This window comes from Aeromonas sp. s1(2024) (assembly GCF_040908005.1).
In the GTDB taxonomy this organism is placed as follows: Bacteria; Pseudomonadota; Gammaproteobacteria; order Enterobacterales; family Aeromonadaceae; genus Aeromonas; species Aeromonas caviae.
In genome coordinates, this window is record NZ_JBFOCW010000025.1 from 1 (window position 1) to 17,429 (window position 17,429).

Sequence of the window (17,429 nt, forward strand, 5' to 3'; positions counted from 1 at the left end):
ATGGCATCGGCCGGTGAAAGAACAGAACAGGGCTGTGAAGACATGGCCGACACATTCCAGGCCGGATAATGGCATCGGCCGGTGAAAGAACAGAACAGGGCTGTGAAGATATGAGCGACAAATTCCAAGACAGAACCATGGCCTTCGCAGGCATCTGCCAGGCCGCCTATCTGGTGCAGAAAGTGGCCCGTGACGGCTCCTGCGACGAAGCCTCCCTGCGCGAGAGCCTGCAAAGCATTCTGGTCACCAACCCCACGCAGCCGCTGGAAGTGTTCGGCAGCCACCTGGCCATTCGCGACGGCTATCGCGCCCTGGTGGAACAGCTGGGGGCCGACGGCAGCCAGAAGAATGCCGAGCTGACCCGCTACGTGGTGAGCCTGATCGCGCTGGAGCGCAAGCTCGCCAAGCGCAAGGACATCCTCAACATGCTGGGGGAGCGGATCAGCCAGATCGGCCGCCAGCAACAGCATTTCGATCTGCTCGACGAGCAGATCCTGGCCAACATGGCGAGCATCTACAGCGACCTTATCAGCCCCATCGGGCCGCGCATCCAGGTGGCGGGCACCCCGCTCTTCCTGCAGCAGCCCCTGGTGCAGCACAAGGTGCGCGCCCTGCTGCTCGCAGGCATCCGCGCCGTGGTGCTGTGGCGCCAGCTCGGCGGCAGCCGTACCCAGATCATCTTCGCCCGCAAGAAGATGGTGGAACTGGCCAAACGATTTTAACCCCCACACCAATCATCAGGAGTTCACCCCATGGAGCTGTCCGCGCTGACTGCCGTTTCCCCGATTGACGGTCGTTATGGCGACAAGGCCGATGCCCTGCGCCCTATCTTCTCCGAATTCGGTCTGCTGCGTTTTCGCGTCGAAGTCGAGGTGCGCTGGTTGCAAAAACTGGCCAGCCACGCCGGGATCCCGGAAGTCCCTGCCCTGAGCGAGGCAGCCAATGCCGTGCTTGACGGCATCGTCAGCAACTTCAACGAGCAGGATGCCGCCCGCATCAAACAGATCGAGCGCACCACCAACCATGATGTGAAAGCGGTGGAGTACTTCCTGAAAGAGAAGGTGGAAGTGAACCCGGAGCTGGCCGCCGTCAGCGAATTCATTCACTTCGCCTGCACCTCGGAAGACATCAACAACAACTCCCACGGCCTGATGCTGAAGACCGCCCGGGAAGAGGTGATCAAGCCTTATTGCGAAAAGCTCATCAGCGAGATCAAGCGCCTGGCCGTCGAGTACCGCGACATGCCGCTGCTCTCCCGTACCCACGGTCAGCCGGCGACCCCGAGCACCATGGGCAAGGAGATGGCCAACGTCGCCTACCGTCTGGAGCGCCAGCTCAAGCAGATCATGGCGGTGGAGCTGCTGGGCAAGATCAACGGTGCCGTGGGCAACTACAACGCCCACATCAGCGCCTACCCGGATGTGGACTGGCACCAGTTCTCCGAGGAGTTCGTCACTTCTCTCGGCCTGACCTGGAACCCCTACACCACCCAGATCGAGCCCCACGACTATATCGCCGAGCTGTTCGACGCCCTGGCCCGCTTCAACACCATCCTGATCGACTTTGACCGTGACGTCTGGGGTTACATCTCCCTGGGCCACTTCAAGCAGCGCACCATCGCCGGCGAAATCGGCTCCTCCACCATGCCCCACAAGGTCAACCCCATCGACTTCGAGAACTCCGAAGGCAATCTGGGTCTGGCCAACGCCGTGTTCCAGCACCTGGCGAGCAAACTGCCCATCTCCCGCTGGCAGCGTGATCTCACCGACTCGACCGTGCTGCGCAACCTGGGTGTGGCGGTGGGTTACTCCCTGATTGCCTATCAGGCGACCCTGAAGGGCATCTCCAAGCTGGAAGCCAACGCGGACGCCATGGCCGCCGATCTGGACGCCAACTGGGAAGTGCTGGCGGAACCCATCCAGACCGTGATGCGCCGCTACGGCATCGAGAAGCCCTACGAGAAGCTCAAAGAGCTGACCCGTGGTCGCCGCGTCGACGCCGAAGGGATGCGCACCTTCATCGACACCCTGGAGTTGCCGGAAGCGGTCAAGGTCGAGCTCAAGAAGCTGACCCCGGCCAACTACATCGGCGACGCCCAGCGTCTGGTCGATCTGCTGAAATAAGTGATGTAACCGAACCGGCGGGGGCTCTGTCATGACGGCAGGGCCCCCGTTGGTTTTGGCCCATTTGATATGATCACCCTCTATCGGGCCATTTCAGAGCCCTTGCCCAAGCCCGCCTTGGGCAAGCCCTCTCACAAGATACGAGAAGCACCATGTACCAACTCAATCTGGATATCGCTCACTTCCTCGAGCACTACTGGCAGAAGCGCCCGCTCCTCATCAAGGGCGGTTTCACCGACTTTCAGGATCCCATCAGCCCGGACGAGCTGGCGGGTCTGGCCATGGAGGAGGTGATTGAATCGCGCCTCGTCACCCGCTTCAACAACAAGTGGGAGGCGGCCCACGGCCCCTTCGAATCCTACGATCACCTGGGGGAAGAGAACTGGACCGTGCTGGTGCAGGCGTGCAACCACTGGGTACCCGAGGTGCACGAGCTGGCGGTGCCCTTCCAGTTCATCCCGGGCTGGCGCTTTGACGATGTGATGGTGAGCTTCTCCACCCCTCACGGCGGTGTCGGCCCCCACATCGACAACTACGATGTCTTCATCACCCAGGGTCAGGGCAAGCGCCACTGGCGGGTCGGCGATGCCAAGCCCTTGAACGAGTTCGCCGCCCACGCGGCCCTGCTGCACTGCGAGCCGTTCGAGGCGATCATCGACGTCATCATGGAGCCGGGCGATATCCTCTACATCCCGCCTGGATTCCCCCACGAGGGCTACGCCATCGAGCCCTCCCTGAACTTCTCGGTGGGTTTCCGCGCGCCGGACGCCAAGGCCCTTGTCTCCTCCTTTGCCGATCACCTGATCGACAACGAGATCCGCACCGAACGTTACGGCGACCCGGACCTCCAGCCCCGCGCCCGCCACGGGGAAATCCAGCCCCATGAGCTGCACCGCCTGCGGGAGCTGATGCAACAGGCCCTCGACGACGAGACCCTGTTCAAGGAGTGGTTCGGCACCATGATCTCCGAGGCCAAGCACGATCTGGACGTCAATCCGGTGGAGCCGGACTACAGCGCCGACGAGGTGGCCGACCTGCTGAGTCAGGGGGAGCCCGCCATCAAGGTGCCGGGGTTGCGCAGCGTCTGGTTCAGCGGCGAGAGCCGCACCTGCTACATCGACGGCGAAGCCTGGACCCTGCCAAGCGAGGATCCGGCCGCCATCGCACTCCTGTGCGACAAGGACATCATCACCCAGGACGCGCTGGTGGAACTGGCCGATCAGGCGGGCTTCCTGCAACTGCTGACCCGGCTGGTCAACCGCGGCTACTGGTTCTTCGGCTGATCCAGAGGGCTGCCGCCCCTCCCGGCGTGCCGGGAGGGGCGGCGTTTTTTCCGCTGTAGGCCAACCGGCTCCTGCCCTGCATTGCTTCGCCCTGACGCCGCGGGAGGGAGTGACTACACTGGATGACGGCCAACGGCATCGGGCCGGATCGCCCCCGCAATGGGGCCCTGTTGTTTGTCATTTAACAACATGGGATCGGGCAGGATGCGGGGCCAGAAATGGGAACCAAATGGCCTCAGTTGCGGAAAATCAATTATTTTAGCCCCTAAAATGAGCTGTGAGCGAAAACGTTATCTTTCAAATTGAGGCCGTTTTCGCTCAAAACGTTGTTTCTGGATCATAAAAAGTATCCAAAAACTGGTGTATATTGCACGGCGGAAATTCCTTAACCATGAAGACTGACATGAAAAAGACCAAAATCGTCTGCACCATCGGTCCCAAGACCGAATCCAAAGAAATGCTGGGCAAGATGCTGGATGCCGGCATGAACGTCATGCGCCTGAACTTCTCCCACGGCGACTACGCCGAACACGGTGGTCGCATCAGCAACCTGCGCGCTGTCATGGCCGAAACCGGCAAGCACGCAGCCATCCTGCTGGACACCAAGGGTCCGGAAATCCGCACCATCAAGCTCGAAGGCGGCAACGACGTCTCCCTGGTCGCCGGCCAGACCTTCACCTTCACCACCGACCAGACCGTGGTGGGCAACAAAGACAAAGTCGCCGTCACCTATGCCGGTTTTGCCAGCGACCTGCGCGTCGGCAACCGCATCCTGGTTGACGACGGCCTGATTGGCCTGGACGTCATCGAAATCACCGAGCGCGAAGTGATCTGTAAAGTGCTCAACAACGGTGACCTGGGCGAGAACAAGGGCATCAACCTGCCGGGCGTCTCCATCAAGCTGCCGGCCCTGGCCGAGAAAGACAAGCGCGACCTCATCTTCGGTTGCGAGCAAGGCGTTGATTTCGTTGCCGCCTCCTTCATTCGCAAGAAAGAAGACGTGCTGGAAATCCGTGAGCACCTGAAAGCCCACGGCGGCGAGAACATCCAGATCATCTCCAAGATCGAAAACCAGGAAGGCCTGGACAACTTCGACGAGATCCTGGCTGTCTCCGACGGCATCATGGTTGCCCGTGGCGACATGGGTGTCGAGATCCCGGTAGAAGAAGTGATCTTCGCCCAGAAGATGATCATCGAGAAGTGCAACAAAGCCCGCAAAGTGGTCATCACCGCCACCCAGATGCTGGACTCCATGATCAAGAACCCGCGTCCGACCCGCGCCGAAGCCGGCGACGTGGCCAACGCCATCCTGGACGGTACCGACGCAGTCATGCTGTCCGGTGAGTCCGCCAAGGGCAAGTACCCGCTGGAAGCCGTGACCATCATGGCCACCATCTGCGAGCGTACCGATGCCGTGATGCCGTCCAACCTGTCTGCTGCCAACGACAGCAACAAGCTGCGCATCACCGAAGCGGTCTGCAAAGGCGCGGTAGAGACCTCCGAGAAGCTGGACGCCCCGCTGATCGTGGTTGCCACCGAAGGCGGCAAGTCTGCCAAGGCCATCCGCAAGTACTTCCCGAAAGCCTGGATCCTGGCCATCACCACCAACAAGAAGACCGCTGCCCAGCTGGTGCTGACCAAGGGTGTGGTTGCTCACGTGGTTGACTCCATCGCCTCCACCGACGACTTCTATCGCATCGGCAAAGAAGCCGCGCTGGAAATCGGCATGGGCGTGAAGGGTGACGTGGTTGTCATGGTCTCCGGTGCCCTGGTACCGAGCGGTACCACCAACACCGCCTCCGTTCACGTACTGTAATCAGTCCTGAACCGATGAAAGCGGCGCCTGCGGGCGCCGTTTTTTTTTATCTCTCCCCCTGCTGCCCCTCTTGCGCCGGTGCTAGAATCCACGCGGATTTTACCCTGGTGGAAAATCCCCCGAACATCGCATAATCACCCGGACGCTTTATGCTCTCAACACGCTTCAAAAGAGCCTCGGCCACCCTGCTGCCGCTGCTCTGTTTACTCATTACCTTCTGGACCCCGAGCACCCTGGCGCAGGATCTGCCCCAGCGCGCCACCGTGCAGCGGGCGCTCGACGCCCTCGGCAAATCGGACACCCCCACGGCCAGCCAGCAGGCGGACCAGAAGTTCCTGACTGACACCCTCTCCCTCCTCGACAGCATCGACAAGGAGAAGAGCAAGGCCAAAACCCAGAGCGAACGCCTGCGCACCCTGCCGGCAGAGCTCAAGGAGATCGGCGCCAAGCTCGACGCCCTGACCCAGGGCAAGAGCCCGGAGCAGCTCAAGAGCGAATACGCCACCATGAGCCTGGCGGAGCTCGATGCCCGCCAACCCGAGATCATGGCCAACATGCAGGCGGCCCAGGAGGCCCTTGGCACCATCGGCAGCCAGATCACCAACCTGCAGACCCTGCCGGAGCGGGCCCAGGCCAGCATGAGCCGCGCCTATCAGCGCAGCCAGGAGATCCGCACCCGCCTCAACGCCGGGGACGGGGTGAGCAGCGCCGAGAAAATGAAGCTTAATGCCGAACTGGCCCTGCTGGATCTGCAACTGGCCAACCTGCAAAAGGAGCTGGACAACCGCACCAGCATGCAGGATCTGGTGGTCAAGCAACGGGACTACCAGAGTGCCCGTCTTGCCAGTGAAGAGCAGAAACTGCAGGCATTGCAGGAGCAGAGCAGCGCCAAGCGCCTGGGGGATACCGAGAAGACCGCCGAAGAGACCGGCGAACTGGTGGCCGCCGAAGACAACCCCCTGGTGCAAAAAGAGCAGGAGCTCAACTACCAGCTCAGCCAGCAACTCATCAGCTCCACCAACAGCCTCAACACCCTGGCCCAGAAGAACCTGCAGGCGAAGAGCATGCTGGAGCGCGGCACCCAGACCGAGCGCAACCTCAACGAACAGGTGCAGATGCTCAAGGGCAACCTGCTGCTCTCGCGCATCCTCTATCAGCTCTACCAGCAACTGGAAGCGGCCCCCTCCACCCTGGTGAAGAACCTGGAGGAGCAGATCGCCGACCTGCATCTGGCCCAGTTCGAACTGAGCCAGCAGCGTGACCAGCTGTTCCAGAAGAACCAGTATCTGGACAACCTCATTGCCAGCAGCGGCGAGACGGTGAGCGACGAAGACAGGGCCAGCCTTGCCAAGCTCATCGACACCCGCATCGGCCTGCTGGATCAGCTCAACCGCCAGATGGATGCCCAGCTCACCAACGCCATCAGCCTGCAACTGACCCAGCAGCAGCTGACCCGGGTCTATGCCTCCATCGAGTTCACCCTGCAGCAGCACATCTTCTGGGTGAGCAGCAACAAGCCCATCGATGCCAAGTGGTTCATCACCTGGCCGGCCCAGGCCTTCAAGCAGGCCTCCGACTGGGTGCTGAAACCGGACTGGAGCGGCTGGGGCGACATGCTGCTGGCGGTCTCCCTGCTCTCCCTGCCGCTGCTGCTGGTGGGCGGCCTGCTGCTGTGGAAGCGCGGCACCCTGCTCGAGCGCCAGAAGAAGATCGTCAAGGATCTGGGACGTTTTCGTCAGGACAGCCAGTGGCACACCCCCCGAGCCCTGCTGTTCACCGTGCTGCAACGCCTGCCGGGCACCCTCTTCATCCTGGCCGCCGGCCTGCTGCTCGCCTATTGCGGCCTGCTGAGCCCGAGACTCATCTTCCAGATCACCCTGAACCTGGCCCTCGGCTACCTGGTGTTCAGTGTCTACCTGTCGGTGATGCGACCGGGGGGCATCGGCGAGACCCACTTCCGCATGCCGCGGGACGAGCTGCAGGCCAAGCGCAACAGCATGCGCTACCTCTGGCTGCCCCTGCTGCCCCTCATCATGCTGTCGACCAAGGCGGTGGTGGAGCCCTCCTCCCTTGGCAACGACGTCATCGGCCAGGGCATGACCATGCTGCTGCTGGGGCTGACCGCCTACCTGGTGCTGCCCATCTCCCGCGCCCGCATCAAGGGCGAGGCGAGCATGTTGCAGACCCTGACCGCCGTCGCCCTGGCGCTGGCGCCGGTGGCCCTGATGGTGCTGGCAGCCCTTGGCTACTACTACACGGCCCTGAAACTCACCGGCAGGCTCATCGAGTCCTTCTACCTCATCATCATCTGGGGTCTGGTCTATCGCACCGCCCTGCGCGGTCTTGAGCTGGCGGCCCGTCGTCTGGCCTATCGCCGCGCGGTCGCCAAGCGGGAACACAAGACCCAGGAGGATGCGGAAGGGGGCGAAGCCATCGAAGAGCAGCCCATGGATCTGGAAGAGGTCAGCCAGCAGTCCCTGCGTCTGACCCGCATCATGCTGCTGCTGGTGTTCGGCGTCGCCTTCTACTGGCTCTGGTCTGATCTGGTGGCGGTCTTCACCTACCTCGACAGCGTGGTGCTGTGGCACAAGAGCGAGGGGACCGGGGCCAACGCCGTGCTCTATCCCATCAGCCTGAGCGACGTGCTGACCGGCCTCTTCGTGTTTGGTGCGGCTCTGTCGCTGGCCCGCAACCTGCCGGGCCTGCTGGAGGTGCTGGTGCTCTCCAAGCTGCGCCTCGCCCAGGGCACGGCCTACGCCTTCACCACCATGCTCAACTACGCCCTGATCGGGGTGGGCAGCCTGACGGCGCTGGCCATGCTCGGGGTCCAGTGGGAGAAGCTGCAGTGGCTGGCCGCCGGTCTCTCGGTCGGTATCGGTTTCGGCATGCAGCAGATCGTCTCCAACTTCATCTCAGGCATCATCATTCTGTTCGAGCGCCCGGTGCGGATCGGCGACACCGTCACCATCGGCACCATCTCGGGCACGGTCAACAAGATCAGGATCCGCTCCACCACCCTCACCGACTTCGACCGCAAGGAGGTGATCATCCCGAACCAGCAGCTGATGATAGAGCGGCTCATCAACTGGTCCCTGTCCGACACCGTCACCCGGGTCATCGCCCGGGTCGGGGTGGCCTATGGCTCGGATCTGGATCTGACCCGCAAGCTGTTGATGCAGGCCGCCATGGAGAACAGCCGGGTGCTGAAAGACCCGGCCCCCATCGTCTACTTCCTCACCTTCGGGCCCAGCACCCTGGATCACGAGCTGCGCTTCTTCGTGAGCGAACTGGGTGATCGCAACCCGGCAGTGGACGAGTTGAACCGCAAGATCGACCAGCTGTTCCGCGAGAACGGCATCGAGATCGCCTTCAACCAGATGGATGTCTATATCAAGAACATGCAGGGCGAAGAGCAGAAGGTGGAATCCCGCCCGGCGCTGCCGCCGGCAGGGAACCAGCCCGTCTGATCCCGCCCGCTTCACAGGCCCCGTCACGGGGCCTGTTTTTTTCTGCCCGCCCCCCGCCTTGGAAAGCGCAGATCGCCCCCAATATAGGGAAGACAACGGACTGTCTGCACGAGGAACCCAATGGACTCTCTCTACGCCGTGGTGCTCTTTGCCATCTCGGCATCGGTCACCCCCGGCCCCAACAACATCATGGTGATGAGCGCCGGCGCCAGCGTCGGGATACGCAAGAGCCTGCCCCTGCTCATGGGGATCTGCGTCGGCTTCACCCTGATGCTGTTGCTGGTGGGGCTGGGCTTTGGCCAGCTCTTTACCCGCTTCCCCGAACTCCACATGTTCATCAAGTGCGCGGGCACCCTCTATCTGCTCTATCTTGCCTGGCTCATCGCCCGCCCGACGGACGGGATGGCTGACAGCAACGGGACCCGCCCGTTCGGCTTTTTCAAGGGTGCCCTGTTCCAGTGGGTCAATGCCAAGGCCTGGGTGGTTGCCACCGGCGCCATCGCCGCCTTCACCAGCGCGGGGAGCGACCCCTTTGAGCAGCACCTCGTCATCGCCCTGACCTTCTTCATCGTCTCTTTCCCCTGCGTCGGACTCTGGCTCCTGTGCGGTTCCCTGCTCAAGCGCTGGCTGGCAAACGATCTTGCCCGTCGCCGCTTCAACCAGGTGATGGCGGCCCTGCTGGTACTGTCAGTGGTGCCCGTCATTCGCGAGATCCTGATCCCCGCCTGAGACGCCGGGACTCCCCTTTCCCTTGACCCGACGGATGGCCGTCGCAAAGGAGATGCAATGCAACAAGTGGTCTATGTGGCCAACCCGGTGAGCGGGTTGATCCATGTGTTTCGCCTCGAAGCAGGCACCCTCGCCCCGCTGCAGGAAGTGCAGACCGGCGGCGAGGTGCAGCCCCTGGTCATCAGCCCGGACCGGCGCTGGCTCCATGCGGGGGGGCGCCCCGATTTTCGGGTGCTGAGCTTCCCCATCTCCGCCGATGGGCGGCTCGGGGCCCCGACCTCGGCGCCACTGCTCGGCAGCGCCTCCCACACCTGCATGGACGACAGCGGCCGCCTCTTCTTTACCGCCTCCTACGCCTTCAACCACGTCACCGTCTCCCGCCAGGATCAGGCGGGCCGGATGCAGCCCCCTCACCAGCGTCTCGACCACCTGATGGCGGCCCACTCGGTCACCTGGCTTGCGGGGCAAAACGGGGAGCAGGAGCTGCTGGTGGCCTGCCTGAAGGAGGACAGGGTGCGCCGCTTTGCCCTGGTGGACGAGAAGCTGGTTCCCCATCCCTTGGGGGACATTCACACCGCCCCCGGCGCCGGGCCCCGCCATCTGGCACTGCACCCGGACAACGGCGATCTCTATTGCCTCAACGAACTCGACGCCACCCTCAGTCGCTACCACAGGGAGGCGGACGGACAGATAGTGGCGCGCGAGAGCCTGGACATGCTGCCCCCAGGCTATGAAGGGGAGCGCTGGGGCGCCGACCTGCACCTGACCCCGGATGGACGTTTTCTCTACACCAGCGAACGGGCCAGCAGCCTGCTCACCCTGTTCGGCGTCTCCCCCCAAGATGGCGCCCTCACCCCCCTCGGCCACTTCCCGACCGAGGCCTGTCCCCGGGGCTTTGCCATCGACCACAGCGGCCACTGGCTCATCGCGACCGGGCAGCACTCCCATGAGGTGGCGCTGCATGCCATCGACCCCGAAAGCGGCCAGCTCACCCCGGGCCCACGGAGCGAGGTGGGCAAGGGGGCCATGTGGGTGAGGGTGCTCGCCCTCCCCTGAGCTGGCGAAAAACGGGCATAAAAAAAGCCATGGCACTGCCATGGCCTGCGTGAGCCGGCCCCCTCAGGAGCCGGTCACCTCCTTCAGGAAACCGGTGAAACGCTGCCAGGACTTGGCATCGGCATCGGCGCGGTAGTTGTCCGAGCCAAAGACGCTGAACGCGTGGGGAGCACCGCTGTAGCTGGTCGCCTCGTGCTTCACCCCGGCGCTCTCCAGCTCGGCCACCAGCGCCGCAAACTGACCCAGAGAGACCGCCTCGTCGGCGCTGCCGTGCTGGACAAGCAACTCTCCCTTCACCTCTTTGTAGTCCTGCCCGGCCGGGGTCTCCAGCCCGCCGTGCACGCTCACCACCCCCTTGAGATCCGCCCCGCTGCGGGCCAGCTCCAGTACGGCGGCGCCGCCAAAGCAGTAACCGAGGGCCACCGCATTGTCGAGCCGCCCCCCCTGCCTGCCCGCCTCCGCCAATCCCCCTTGCAGCAGGGTGCGCATCCTGGGCCTGTCCTGATAGAGGGCCCCGGTGAGGCGCTTCTTGTCTTCCACCGTGCTCGGCCTGACCCCGGCACCGAACAAATCTACGGCAAAGACACTGTAGCCCAGGGCCACCAGCATCTCGGCCCGCTTGATCTCGTAACCGTTGAGCCCGTCCCAGTCGTGCACCAGCACCACCAGAGGGGCCTGCTTGTCGGCACCCGCCAGGTAATAGCCCTCGAACGGCTTGCCTTCGACCTCGTAGCGCACCGCACCGGCCTCGGCCGCGCCGCTCCCCATCAGCCCCAGCAGAGCCAGGATCCATGCCCTCTTCATCCTTTCGTCCTCTCCCGTCAATGGTGCCCCTGAGTGTAGCCGCTTCACATGGGGAGCCCGGGTTCAGTGGTGGGCAGGCAAAAAAAGAGAGGCCACCCGAAGGTGGCCTCTTTTTCATCAACTCAACGTACAGCAAGCCAGGCGCTTAATCCTTGGCGCTCTCCATGGCACCCGTTTCGGAGTGCTGGGGCAGGATGAGGTTCAGCAGGATGGCCGCCACCGAGGCCAGCCCCACGCCCGCCAGGGCGAAGTCACCGATCTTCATCTCCAGGGCGCCGACACCCACGGTCAGGGTCACCGCCACGATGGCGATGTTGCGGGACAGCCCCAGATCCACCTTGGACTCCACCAGGGTCTTGAGACCGATGGCGGCGATGGATCCGAACAGCAGCAGCATGATGCCGCCCATCACCGGCATGGGGATGGAGGTGAGCAGGGCGTTGAACTTGCCGAAGAAGGCCAGAATGATGGCGAACACCGCCGCCCAGGTCATGGTGACCGGGTTGAAGTTGCGGGTGATCATCACGGCACCGGTCACTTCCGCATAGGTGGTGACGGGGGGACCACCGATGAAACCGGCGAAGCAGACGCCGATGCCGTCACCGGCCAGGGTACGGTGCAGGCCGGGATCCTTGGTGTAGTCCTTGCCGGTCACGCCGCCGATGGCCAGCACGCCGCCGATGTGCTCGATGCAGGGGGCGATGGCCACCGGCAGCATGAAGAGGGCCGCGGCCCAGTTGATCTCCGGGGTCTCGAAATGGGGCAGCGCCAGCCAGGGGGCGTTGACCATGCCGTCGAAACTCACCTGGCCCATCAGCACGGCAGAGACATAACCGGCGATGACACCGCACAGGATGGGGATGAGCTTGATCCAGCCCTTGCAGAACACGGCGGCAATCAGGGTGACCGCCAGGGAGATGCCCGCCAGGGTCAGCGCCGTGGTGGCAGGCACCACCTGCTCACCGCCGGCACGGCCCATGGCCATGTTGCAGGCTACCTGGGCCACCGACAGGCCGATCACCATGATGACGGGACCGATGACCACGGGGGGCAGCAGCTTGTGCACGAAGCCCATGCCACGAGCGCGGATGATGGCCGCCAGGATGAAATACATGAAGCCCGCGGCAAACAGACCGAACATGGTGGAGGGCAGGCCCCAGGTCTGGGTGGCATAGATGATGGGGGCGATGAAGGCGAAGCTGGAGCCGAGGAAGATCGGCACCTGACGACGGGTGCAGAGCTGGAACAGCAGGGTGCCTACACCGGCGCCAAGCAGGGCCATGGAGGGATTCAGACCGGTGAGCAGGGGCACCAGCACCATGGCACCGAAGGCGACAAACAGAATTTGCAGCCCGGCGACGCTTTGCTTGACCAAGGAAAACATGGGTATCCTTAATTTTTTGATAACTGACAGGGATATTTGACACTTTTCAGTCATCACAAGACGTTTTCAAGGCAGCCAACGGACCAAATGGCGTCATTTGTTGCCTTTTACTGCTTGGGGAGGGCATGAAACTGGCTTTTTAGGCGGGATTCGCTGCTACAAGCATCGAGGATGCGATTTTACGCACTTTTATGGCCAACGCCAATCGTTTTTCCGGCGAGTTGACATGACAAGGCTTTCAACTGGTCGACGCAGATATCGCCCCAATCCCCTCTCTATACTCGAAGGCGTGACCCCACACCGACAAGGAGTTCCCCATGTCACTGCCCTCGTTCAAACCCAGCCAGCGCCGGCTGCTGCTGGGCTCGGCCATCGCCCTGGCCCTGTTCGCCACCCCGCTAAGCTATGACTTCGACCACCACCAGTGGCAGGCAAACCAGGCCCATGCCAAGTCCTGCTTCATTGCCGGTACCCGCATCCTGATGGCCGATGGCTGCGAACGCCCCATCGAGACCCTGCGGGTCGGCGATCGGGTGCGGGACAGGCACGGGCAGAGCAACCGCATCCAGGCCATCGAGCGGGTGGCGCTGGGGGCGCGCAGGCTCTACGGGCTCAATCATCTGCCCCCCTTCTTTACCGCCGAGCACCCCTTCCTCACCACCCGGGGCTGGGCGGCCATCGCACCGGCCATGACCCGCACCGAAAACCCGGCCCTCGCCGTGCTGCCGCTCTTTACCGGCATGCACCTGCTGGGTTGGTCAGAGGGGGGCAGCGCGGGCAACCTGGCGCTGGCGCCGCACCCTGTCGAACTGCCGGTGGCCTCCCTCTCCTGGGTTGATGCCCCGCCCGCCACGGCGCTGTTCAACCTGATCCTCGATGGCAGCCACAGCTATGTGGCCAATGGGCTGATCGTGCACAACAAAGGGGGGGATGGCGGCGGCAACAGTGGTAGCGGAGGCGGCAACAGCGGCGGCGGAGGCAGCAACAGCAGCGGCGGAGGCAGCAACAGCGGCGGCGGAGGCAGCAACAGCAGTGGTGGGGGCAATAGTAGCCACAGTGGAAACAATAGCGGAAATGGAGGCGATAGTAGCCATAACGGAAACAATGGCGGGGACGACAGCGGCCACGGCGGCGATGACCGTGGTCAGGGCGAACATGCCGGTGGCGACCAGCACGCTGGCGGCGATCGCCACGGCGGTGGCGACAAGCATGCAGGCGGGGAGCGTCATGCCGGTGGCTGGGTGGACGACAACGGTGTGGACGCCGTCGATGCCAATGGCAACAAGCTTCGAGGCGATGGCCGGGTGGATGACAACGGTGTGGACGCCGTCGACGCCAATGGCAACAAGCTTTGAGGCGATGGCAGCGTGGATGACAACGGCGTGGACGCCGTCGACGCCAATGGCAACAAGCTCAGGGGCGACGGCAGCGTCGATGACAACGGCGTGGACGCCGTCGATGCCAACGGCAACAAGCTTCGAGGGGACGGCAGCGTCGATGATCGCCTGGTGCCCCCGCCCGCCCAATAGGTGGCAACGTCCTGCCCCGCAAACACAGCAGGGCGGAAAAATGAGAGGGTGGCCTGGGCCACCCTCTCTTGTTTATGCGGCGTCGTCCGGCCCGGCCATCTCGTCAGGCCGGGCGCGTGCCTCAGACCCGGCGATAGGGCAGGTAGACCGGCTCCCACATATGGCTCAGGATATGCTCTTGCAGATCCTGACCGATGAGCGGGTGGGAGGGGTCGCGGCGCACGATATCCTTGAGCACTGCGGTCGCCACGTGCACCGAGATGTTGCGCAGCTCGCTGATCCTCGGGTAGACGGTGCCCCGGGCGAGATCCGCCTCGCTCACGCACTCCGCGAGCGCAAAGGCGGCGGTGGTGAAGATGTCCGGGCTTATCTCGCGGATCTGGCTGACGATGGCCGCCAGCCCCACCCCGGGGAAGATGAAGACGTTGTTGCCCTGACCGATGCGATAATCCTGCCCCTCATGGTGCACGTCCTTGAACGGGCTGCCGGTGGCGACGATGGCGCGCCCCTGGCTCCAGCGGAAGATGTCTTCCGGCAGGGCCTCGCAGTTGGCGGTGGGGTTGGAGAGGGGGAACACCATGGGGCGCTCGCAGTGGGTCAGCATCAGCTGGATGTGCTCCTCCTGGAAGGCGCCACCGGCGCCGCTGGTGCCGAGCAGCACTGTGATGGGCACGTGGCGCAGCACCTCGGTCAGCCCCGCCTTGCCCTGCAGATCCCACTGGGCCAGCAAGAGGCCCGGCTTGGCGTAGCGACGCTTGTACTCATCCAGCCCCTCGCGGTTGTCACACACCAGCCCCTGGGTATCCAGGATGTAGATGCGATCCCGCGCCGCCTGCGGGTCAAGCCCCTCGCGGATCATCCCCGCGCAGATCTGATCCGCCACCCCGACCCCGCCAGCCCCGGCCCCGTAGACCAGGTAATGCTGCTGGCCCAGGGTTTCCCCCTTGGATTTGACGGCCCCTATGATGCCCGCCAGCACCACGGCCCCGGTGCCCTGGATGTCGTCGTTGAACGACGGCAGCGCCTGCTGGTAGCGGGCCAGGTTGTTGAAGGCGTTGGACTTGCTGAAGTCCTCCCACTGCAACACGGCGTTGGGGAAGTGGCGCTTGACCCCGGCCACGAACTTGTCGATGAAGTCGTCGTACTCCTTGCCGCGAATGCGCCTGTGGGGCTGACCCAGGTACATGGGGTCATCCAGCAGCGCCTGGTTGTCGGTGCCCACGTCCAGCGCGATGGGCAGGCAGCAGGCGGGGTGGATGCCCGCCCCCAGGGTATAGAGGGCGAGCTTGCCGATGGGAATGCCCATGCCCCCCACCCCCTGATCGCCGATGCCGAGGATCCCCTGGCTGTCGGTCACGACGATGATGCGCACCGCCTTGGCATCCATGTGGCGGGCGAGGGAGCCCATGTCATCGACGTTCTTCGGAGTGATGTAGAGGCCGCGCGGCTTCTGGAAGCGGTGGCTGAACTCCTGGCACGCCTTGCCCACGGTCGGGGTGTAGATGTAGGGAGTCATCTCCTCCACGTGGCGGGACAGGAGGGCGTAGAACAGGGTTTCGTTGCGATCCTGCAGGGCTCGCAGGTTCTGGTACTTCTCGATGTCGCTACAGGCGCTCAGGAAGGCCTCATAGACCCGCTCCAGCTGGGCTTCGAAGGTCTGCACCTGAGGCGGCAAGAGGCCGCCCAGCTCAAAATCGGCCCGTTCCTGTTCGGTGAAGGCGGTACCCTTGTTGAGGTTGCGATCGTTGAGCAGATTGGTGCCCGTCAGTGCAACGGGGCGAAAATCGTGACCCTGTGCATCTTTCCACAGCAGATATTGTCCGGTAGCCATAGTCATTCTCTTTGATTTACATGAAGTTGCCATCAGGCAGGAGAGCAAGACTCAGAATGCTGGGGATCATATGACGTTTGCCGATCCGGTTTTGTGAGCTTGGACAAACCCTGCGGCCAAAGGCGCCTTTGCCGGGGCAGCCGAAGGTTGCTCCCGCGCCCGCATTGGCGCAAGATCCCGACACGCCCCTGTGGGCATCCCTTTGCGAGCAACGGAGCACCATGACCCCTTCCTCTTCCCCCGCTTTTCTCGTCAGCGGCGTCATCCTCGCGGGCGGTCGCGCCACCCGCATGGGGGGCGATGACAAGGGCTGGGTGCCCCTCGCGGGCACTCCCCTGATCGAACACGTGCTGACCCGCCTGCGCCCCCAGGTGGACGAGGTGCTGATCAACGCCAACCGCAGCCAGGCTCGCTACCGGCAGCTTGCCCCCGTCATCGGGGACGCGCAGGCCGACTTCCAAGGGCCGCTGGCCGGCATGCTGGCGGGGCTGACGGCGGCCCGTCACGACTGGGTGCTGTTCGTCCCCTGTGACGGCCCCGCCCTGCCCCTTGATCTGATGACCCGCTTTCGCGCCGCCATCACCCCGGACACCGATCTGGTGGTGGCCCACGACGGGGAGCACCTCCAGCCCGTGGTCGCCCTGCTGCGCCGCGCCCTGCGCCCCTCCCTGAGCCAGGCGCTGGCGGACGGGGAGCGCAAGACCGGGGCCTGGTTTGCCCGCCACCGGATGGCGGTGGTGCCCTTTGCCGATCTGCCCGACGCCTTCGTCAACCTCAACAGCCCGGCCGAACTCGCCGCCTGGGAGGCGAGGCTGCGGGAAGGGGGCGCGCCATGAGCCCCCTGCCCCTGCTCGGCTTCGTCGCCTGGAGCGGCACCGGCAAGACCACCCTGCTGGAGCGCCTCATCCCGCGCCTGGTGGCGCGCGGTCTGCGCCTCGGGGTGCTCAAGCACACCCACCACGCCTTTGACATGGACCAGCCCGGCAAGGACAGCCACCGCCTGCGCCAGGCGGGCGCCACCCAGGTGATGGCGGCCTCCGACCGGCGCCACGCCCTGATCCGGGAGACCCCGGAGGGGGAGCCCCCCTTCGAGGCGCTGCTGGCCCGCTTCGATACGAGCGCCCTGGATCTGCTGTTGGTCGAGGGGTTCAAGCACAGGCGCTTTCCCAAGGTGGAGCTGTATCGCGCCGCCATCGGCCGGCCCCTGCTCTTCCCCGATGATCCTGACATCGTCGCCCTCGTGAGCGACGCTCCCCAGGCCACGACCCTGCCCCGATTCCCCTTCGAGGATCTGGAGGCCATCGCCGACTTCATCTGCGCCCGGTTGCCCCCGCACGCCCCCCGTCAGGCCCCGCCGCCTCTTCGCCTCTGCGCCCGGCTGCTGGCGGCCCTGCCCCCATCGGCAGA

General features: G+C 64.0%; 11 protein-coding genes and 2 pseudogenes. 10 read left to right on the plus strand and 3 right to left on the minus strand.

The genetic code is table 11. From position 1 onward, the window contains the following. The first annotated feature begins 110 nt into the window (after nt 1–110). The 7 genes from hflD to AB5Y70_RS06180 all read left to right on the plus strand — a co-directional run bounded on the left by hflD (nt 111) and on the right by AB5Y70_RS06180 (nt 10,474). Nucleotides 111–722, plus strand: a complete 612-nt coding sequence (gene hflD / locus AB5Y70_RS06150; RefSeq protein WP_010673618.1) for a high frequency lysogenization protein HflD — start codon at nt 111–113, stop codon at nt 720–722. Between the two features lie 30 nt (nt 723–752). Beyond that, on the plus strand, nt 753–2,123 hold the full coding sequence (purB, locus tag AB5Y70_RS06155) for an adenylosuccinate lyase (RefSeq protein ID WP_010673617.1): 1,371 nt from the start codon (nt 753–755) through the stop codon (nt 2,121–2,123). Between the two features lie 152 nt (nt 2,124–2,275). Continuing rightward, nucleotides 2,276–3,406: a cupin domain-containing protein gene (locus AB5Y70_RS06160; protein WP_010673616.1), complete on the plus strand. Its 1,131-nt coding sequence runs from the start codon at nt 2,276–2,278 to the stop codon at nt 3,404–3,406. Nucleotides 3,407–3,809: 403 nt separating this feature from the next. Continuing rightward, nucleotides 3,810–5,222: a pyruvate kinase PykF gene (gene pykF / locus AB5Y70_RS06165; protein WP_010673615.1), complete on the plus strand. Its 1,413-nt coding sequence runs from the start codon at nt 3,810–3,812 to the stop codon at nt 5,220–5,222. Nucleotides 5,223–5,371: 149 nt separating this feature from the next. After that, complete coding sequence (gene mscK, locus AB5Y70_RS06170) at nt 5,372–8,689, plus strand: mechanosensitive channel MscK (RefSeq protein WP_319882056.1); 3,318 nt, start codon at nt 5,372–5,374, stop codon at nt 8,687–8,689. Between the two features lie 120 nt (nt 8,690–8,809). Next, nucleotides 8,810–9,418, plus strand: coding sequence for a LysE family translocator (locus AB5Y70_RS06175; RefSeq protein ID WP_010673613.1), 609 nt, complete (start codon nt 8,810–8,812; stop codon nt 9,416–9,418). Nucleotides 9,419–9,475: 57 nt separating this feature from the next. Continuing rightward, nucleotides 9,476–10,474, plus strand: a complete 999-nt coding sequence (locus tag AB5Y70_RS06180; protein WP_128313954.1) for a beta-propeller fold lactonase family protein — start codon at nt 9,476–9,478, stop codon at nt 10,472–10,474. Between the two features lie 63 nt (nt 10,475–10,537). Here AB5Y70_RS06180 and AB5Y70_RS06185 read toward each other — a convergent pair whose 3' ends face one another. Both AB5Y70_RS06185 and AB5Y70_RS06190 read right to left on the minus strand, forming a co-directional pair. Next, nucleotides 10,538–11,278, minus strand: a complete 741-nt coding sequence (locus AB5Y70_RS06185; RefSeq protein WP_161653701.1) for a dienelactone hydrolase family protein — start codon at nt 11,276–11,278, stop codon at nt 10,538–10,540. A gap of 145 nt (nt 11,279–11,423) precedes the next feature. Then, nucleotides 11,424–12,662, minus strand: a complete 1,239-nt coding sequence (locus tag AB5Y70_RS06190; RefSeq protein WP_041213272.1) for a uracil-xanthine permease family protein — start codon at nt 12,660–12,662, stop codon at nt 11,424–11,426. A 317-nt stretch (nt 12,663–12,979) separates the two neighbouring features. Here AB5Y70_RS06190 and AB5Y70_RS06195 point away from each other — a divergent pair. Then, nucleotides 12,980–14,191 (plus strand): annotated as a pseudogene (locus tag AB5Y70_RS06195) (Hint domain-containing protein). Between the two features lie 121 nt (nt 14,192–14,312). On the opposite strand, the gene AB5Y70_RS06200 reads toward AB5Y70_RS06195, so the two are convergent. Next, nucleotides 14,313–16,022 (minus strand): NAD-dependent malic enzyme, encoded by a 1,710-nt coding sequence (locus AB5Y70_RS06200; protein ID WP_010673606.1) that lies wholly within the window; start codon nt 16,020–16,022, stop codon nt 14,313–14,315. Nucleotides 16,023–16,243: 221 nt separating this feature from the next. On the opposite strand from AB5Y70_RS06200, the gene mobA reads away from it, so the two are divergent. Further along, a complete protein-coding gene (gene mobA, locus AB5Y70_RS06205; protein WP_045523963.1) occupies nt 16,244–16,858 on the plus strand; it encodes a molybdenum cofactor guanylyltransferase MobA in 615 nt (204 codons plus the stop codon). Continuing rightward, nucleotides 16,855–17,340: pseudogene (gene mobB / locus AB5Y70_RS06210) on the plus strand (molybdopterin-guanine dinucleotide biosynthesis protein B); the annotation flags it as partial. The gene mobA and the pseudogene mobB, both read left to right, overlap by 4 nt. Between the last annotated feature and the right edge of the window lie 89 nt (nt 17,341–17,429).

Excerpts from the sequence above, each read along its gene's own strand:
- mscK (WP_319882056.1), top strand. The coding sequence starts at position 5,372 with ATGCTCTCAACACGCTTCAAAAGAGCCTCGGCCACCCTGCTGCCGCTG.
- AB5Y70_RS06160 (WP_010673616.1), top strand. The coding sequence starts at position 2,276 with ATGTACCAACTCAATCTGGATATCGCTCACTTCCTCGAGCACTACTGG.
- hflD (WP_010673618.1), top strand. The coding sequence starts at position 111 with ATGAGCGACAAATTCCAAGACAGAACCATGGCCTTCGCAGGCATCTGC.
- AB5Y70_RS06190 (WP_041213272.1), bottom strand. The coding sequence starts at position 12,662 with ATGTTTTCCTTGGTCAAGCAAAGCGTCGCCGGGCTGCAAATTCTGTTT.
- mobA (WP_045523963.1), top strand. The coding sequence starts at position 16,244 with ATGACCCCTTCCTCTTCCCCCGCTTTTCTCGTCAGCGGCGTCATCCTC.
- AB5Y70_RS06200 (WP_010673606.1), bottom strand. The coding sequence starts at position 16,022 with ATGGCTACCGGACAATATCTGCTGTGGAAAGATGCACAGGGTCACGAT.
- AB5Y70_RS06180 (WP_128313954.1), top strand. The coding sequence starts at position 9,476 with ATGCAACAAGTGGTCTATGTGGCCAACCCGGTGAGCGGGTTGATCCAT.
- AB5Y70_RS06175 (WP_010673613.1), top strand. The coding sequence starts at position 8,810 with ATGGACTCTCTCTACGCCGTGGTGCTCTTTGCCATCTCGGCATCGGTC.
- pykF (WP_010673615.1), top strand. The coding sequence starts at position 3,810 with ATGAAAAAGACCAAAATCGTCTGCACCATCGGTCCCAAGACCGAATCC.
- purB (WP_010673617.1), top strand. The coding sequence starts at position 753 with ATGGAGCTGTCCGCGCTGACTGCCGTTTCCCCGATTGACGGTCGTTAT.
- AB5Y70_RS06185 (WP_161653701.1), bottom strand. The coding sequence starts at position 11,278 with ATGAAGAGGGCATGGATCCTGGCTCTGCTGGGGCTGATGGGGAGCGGC.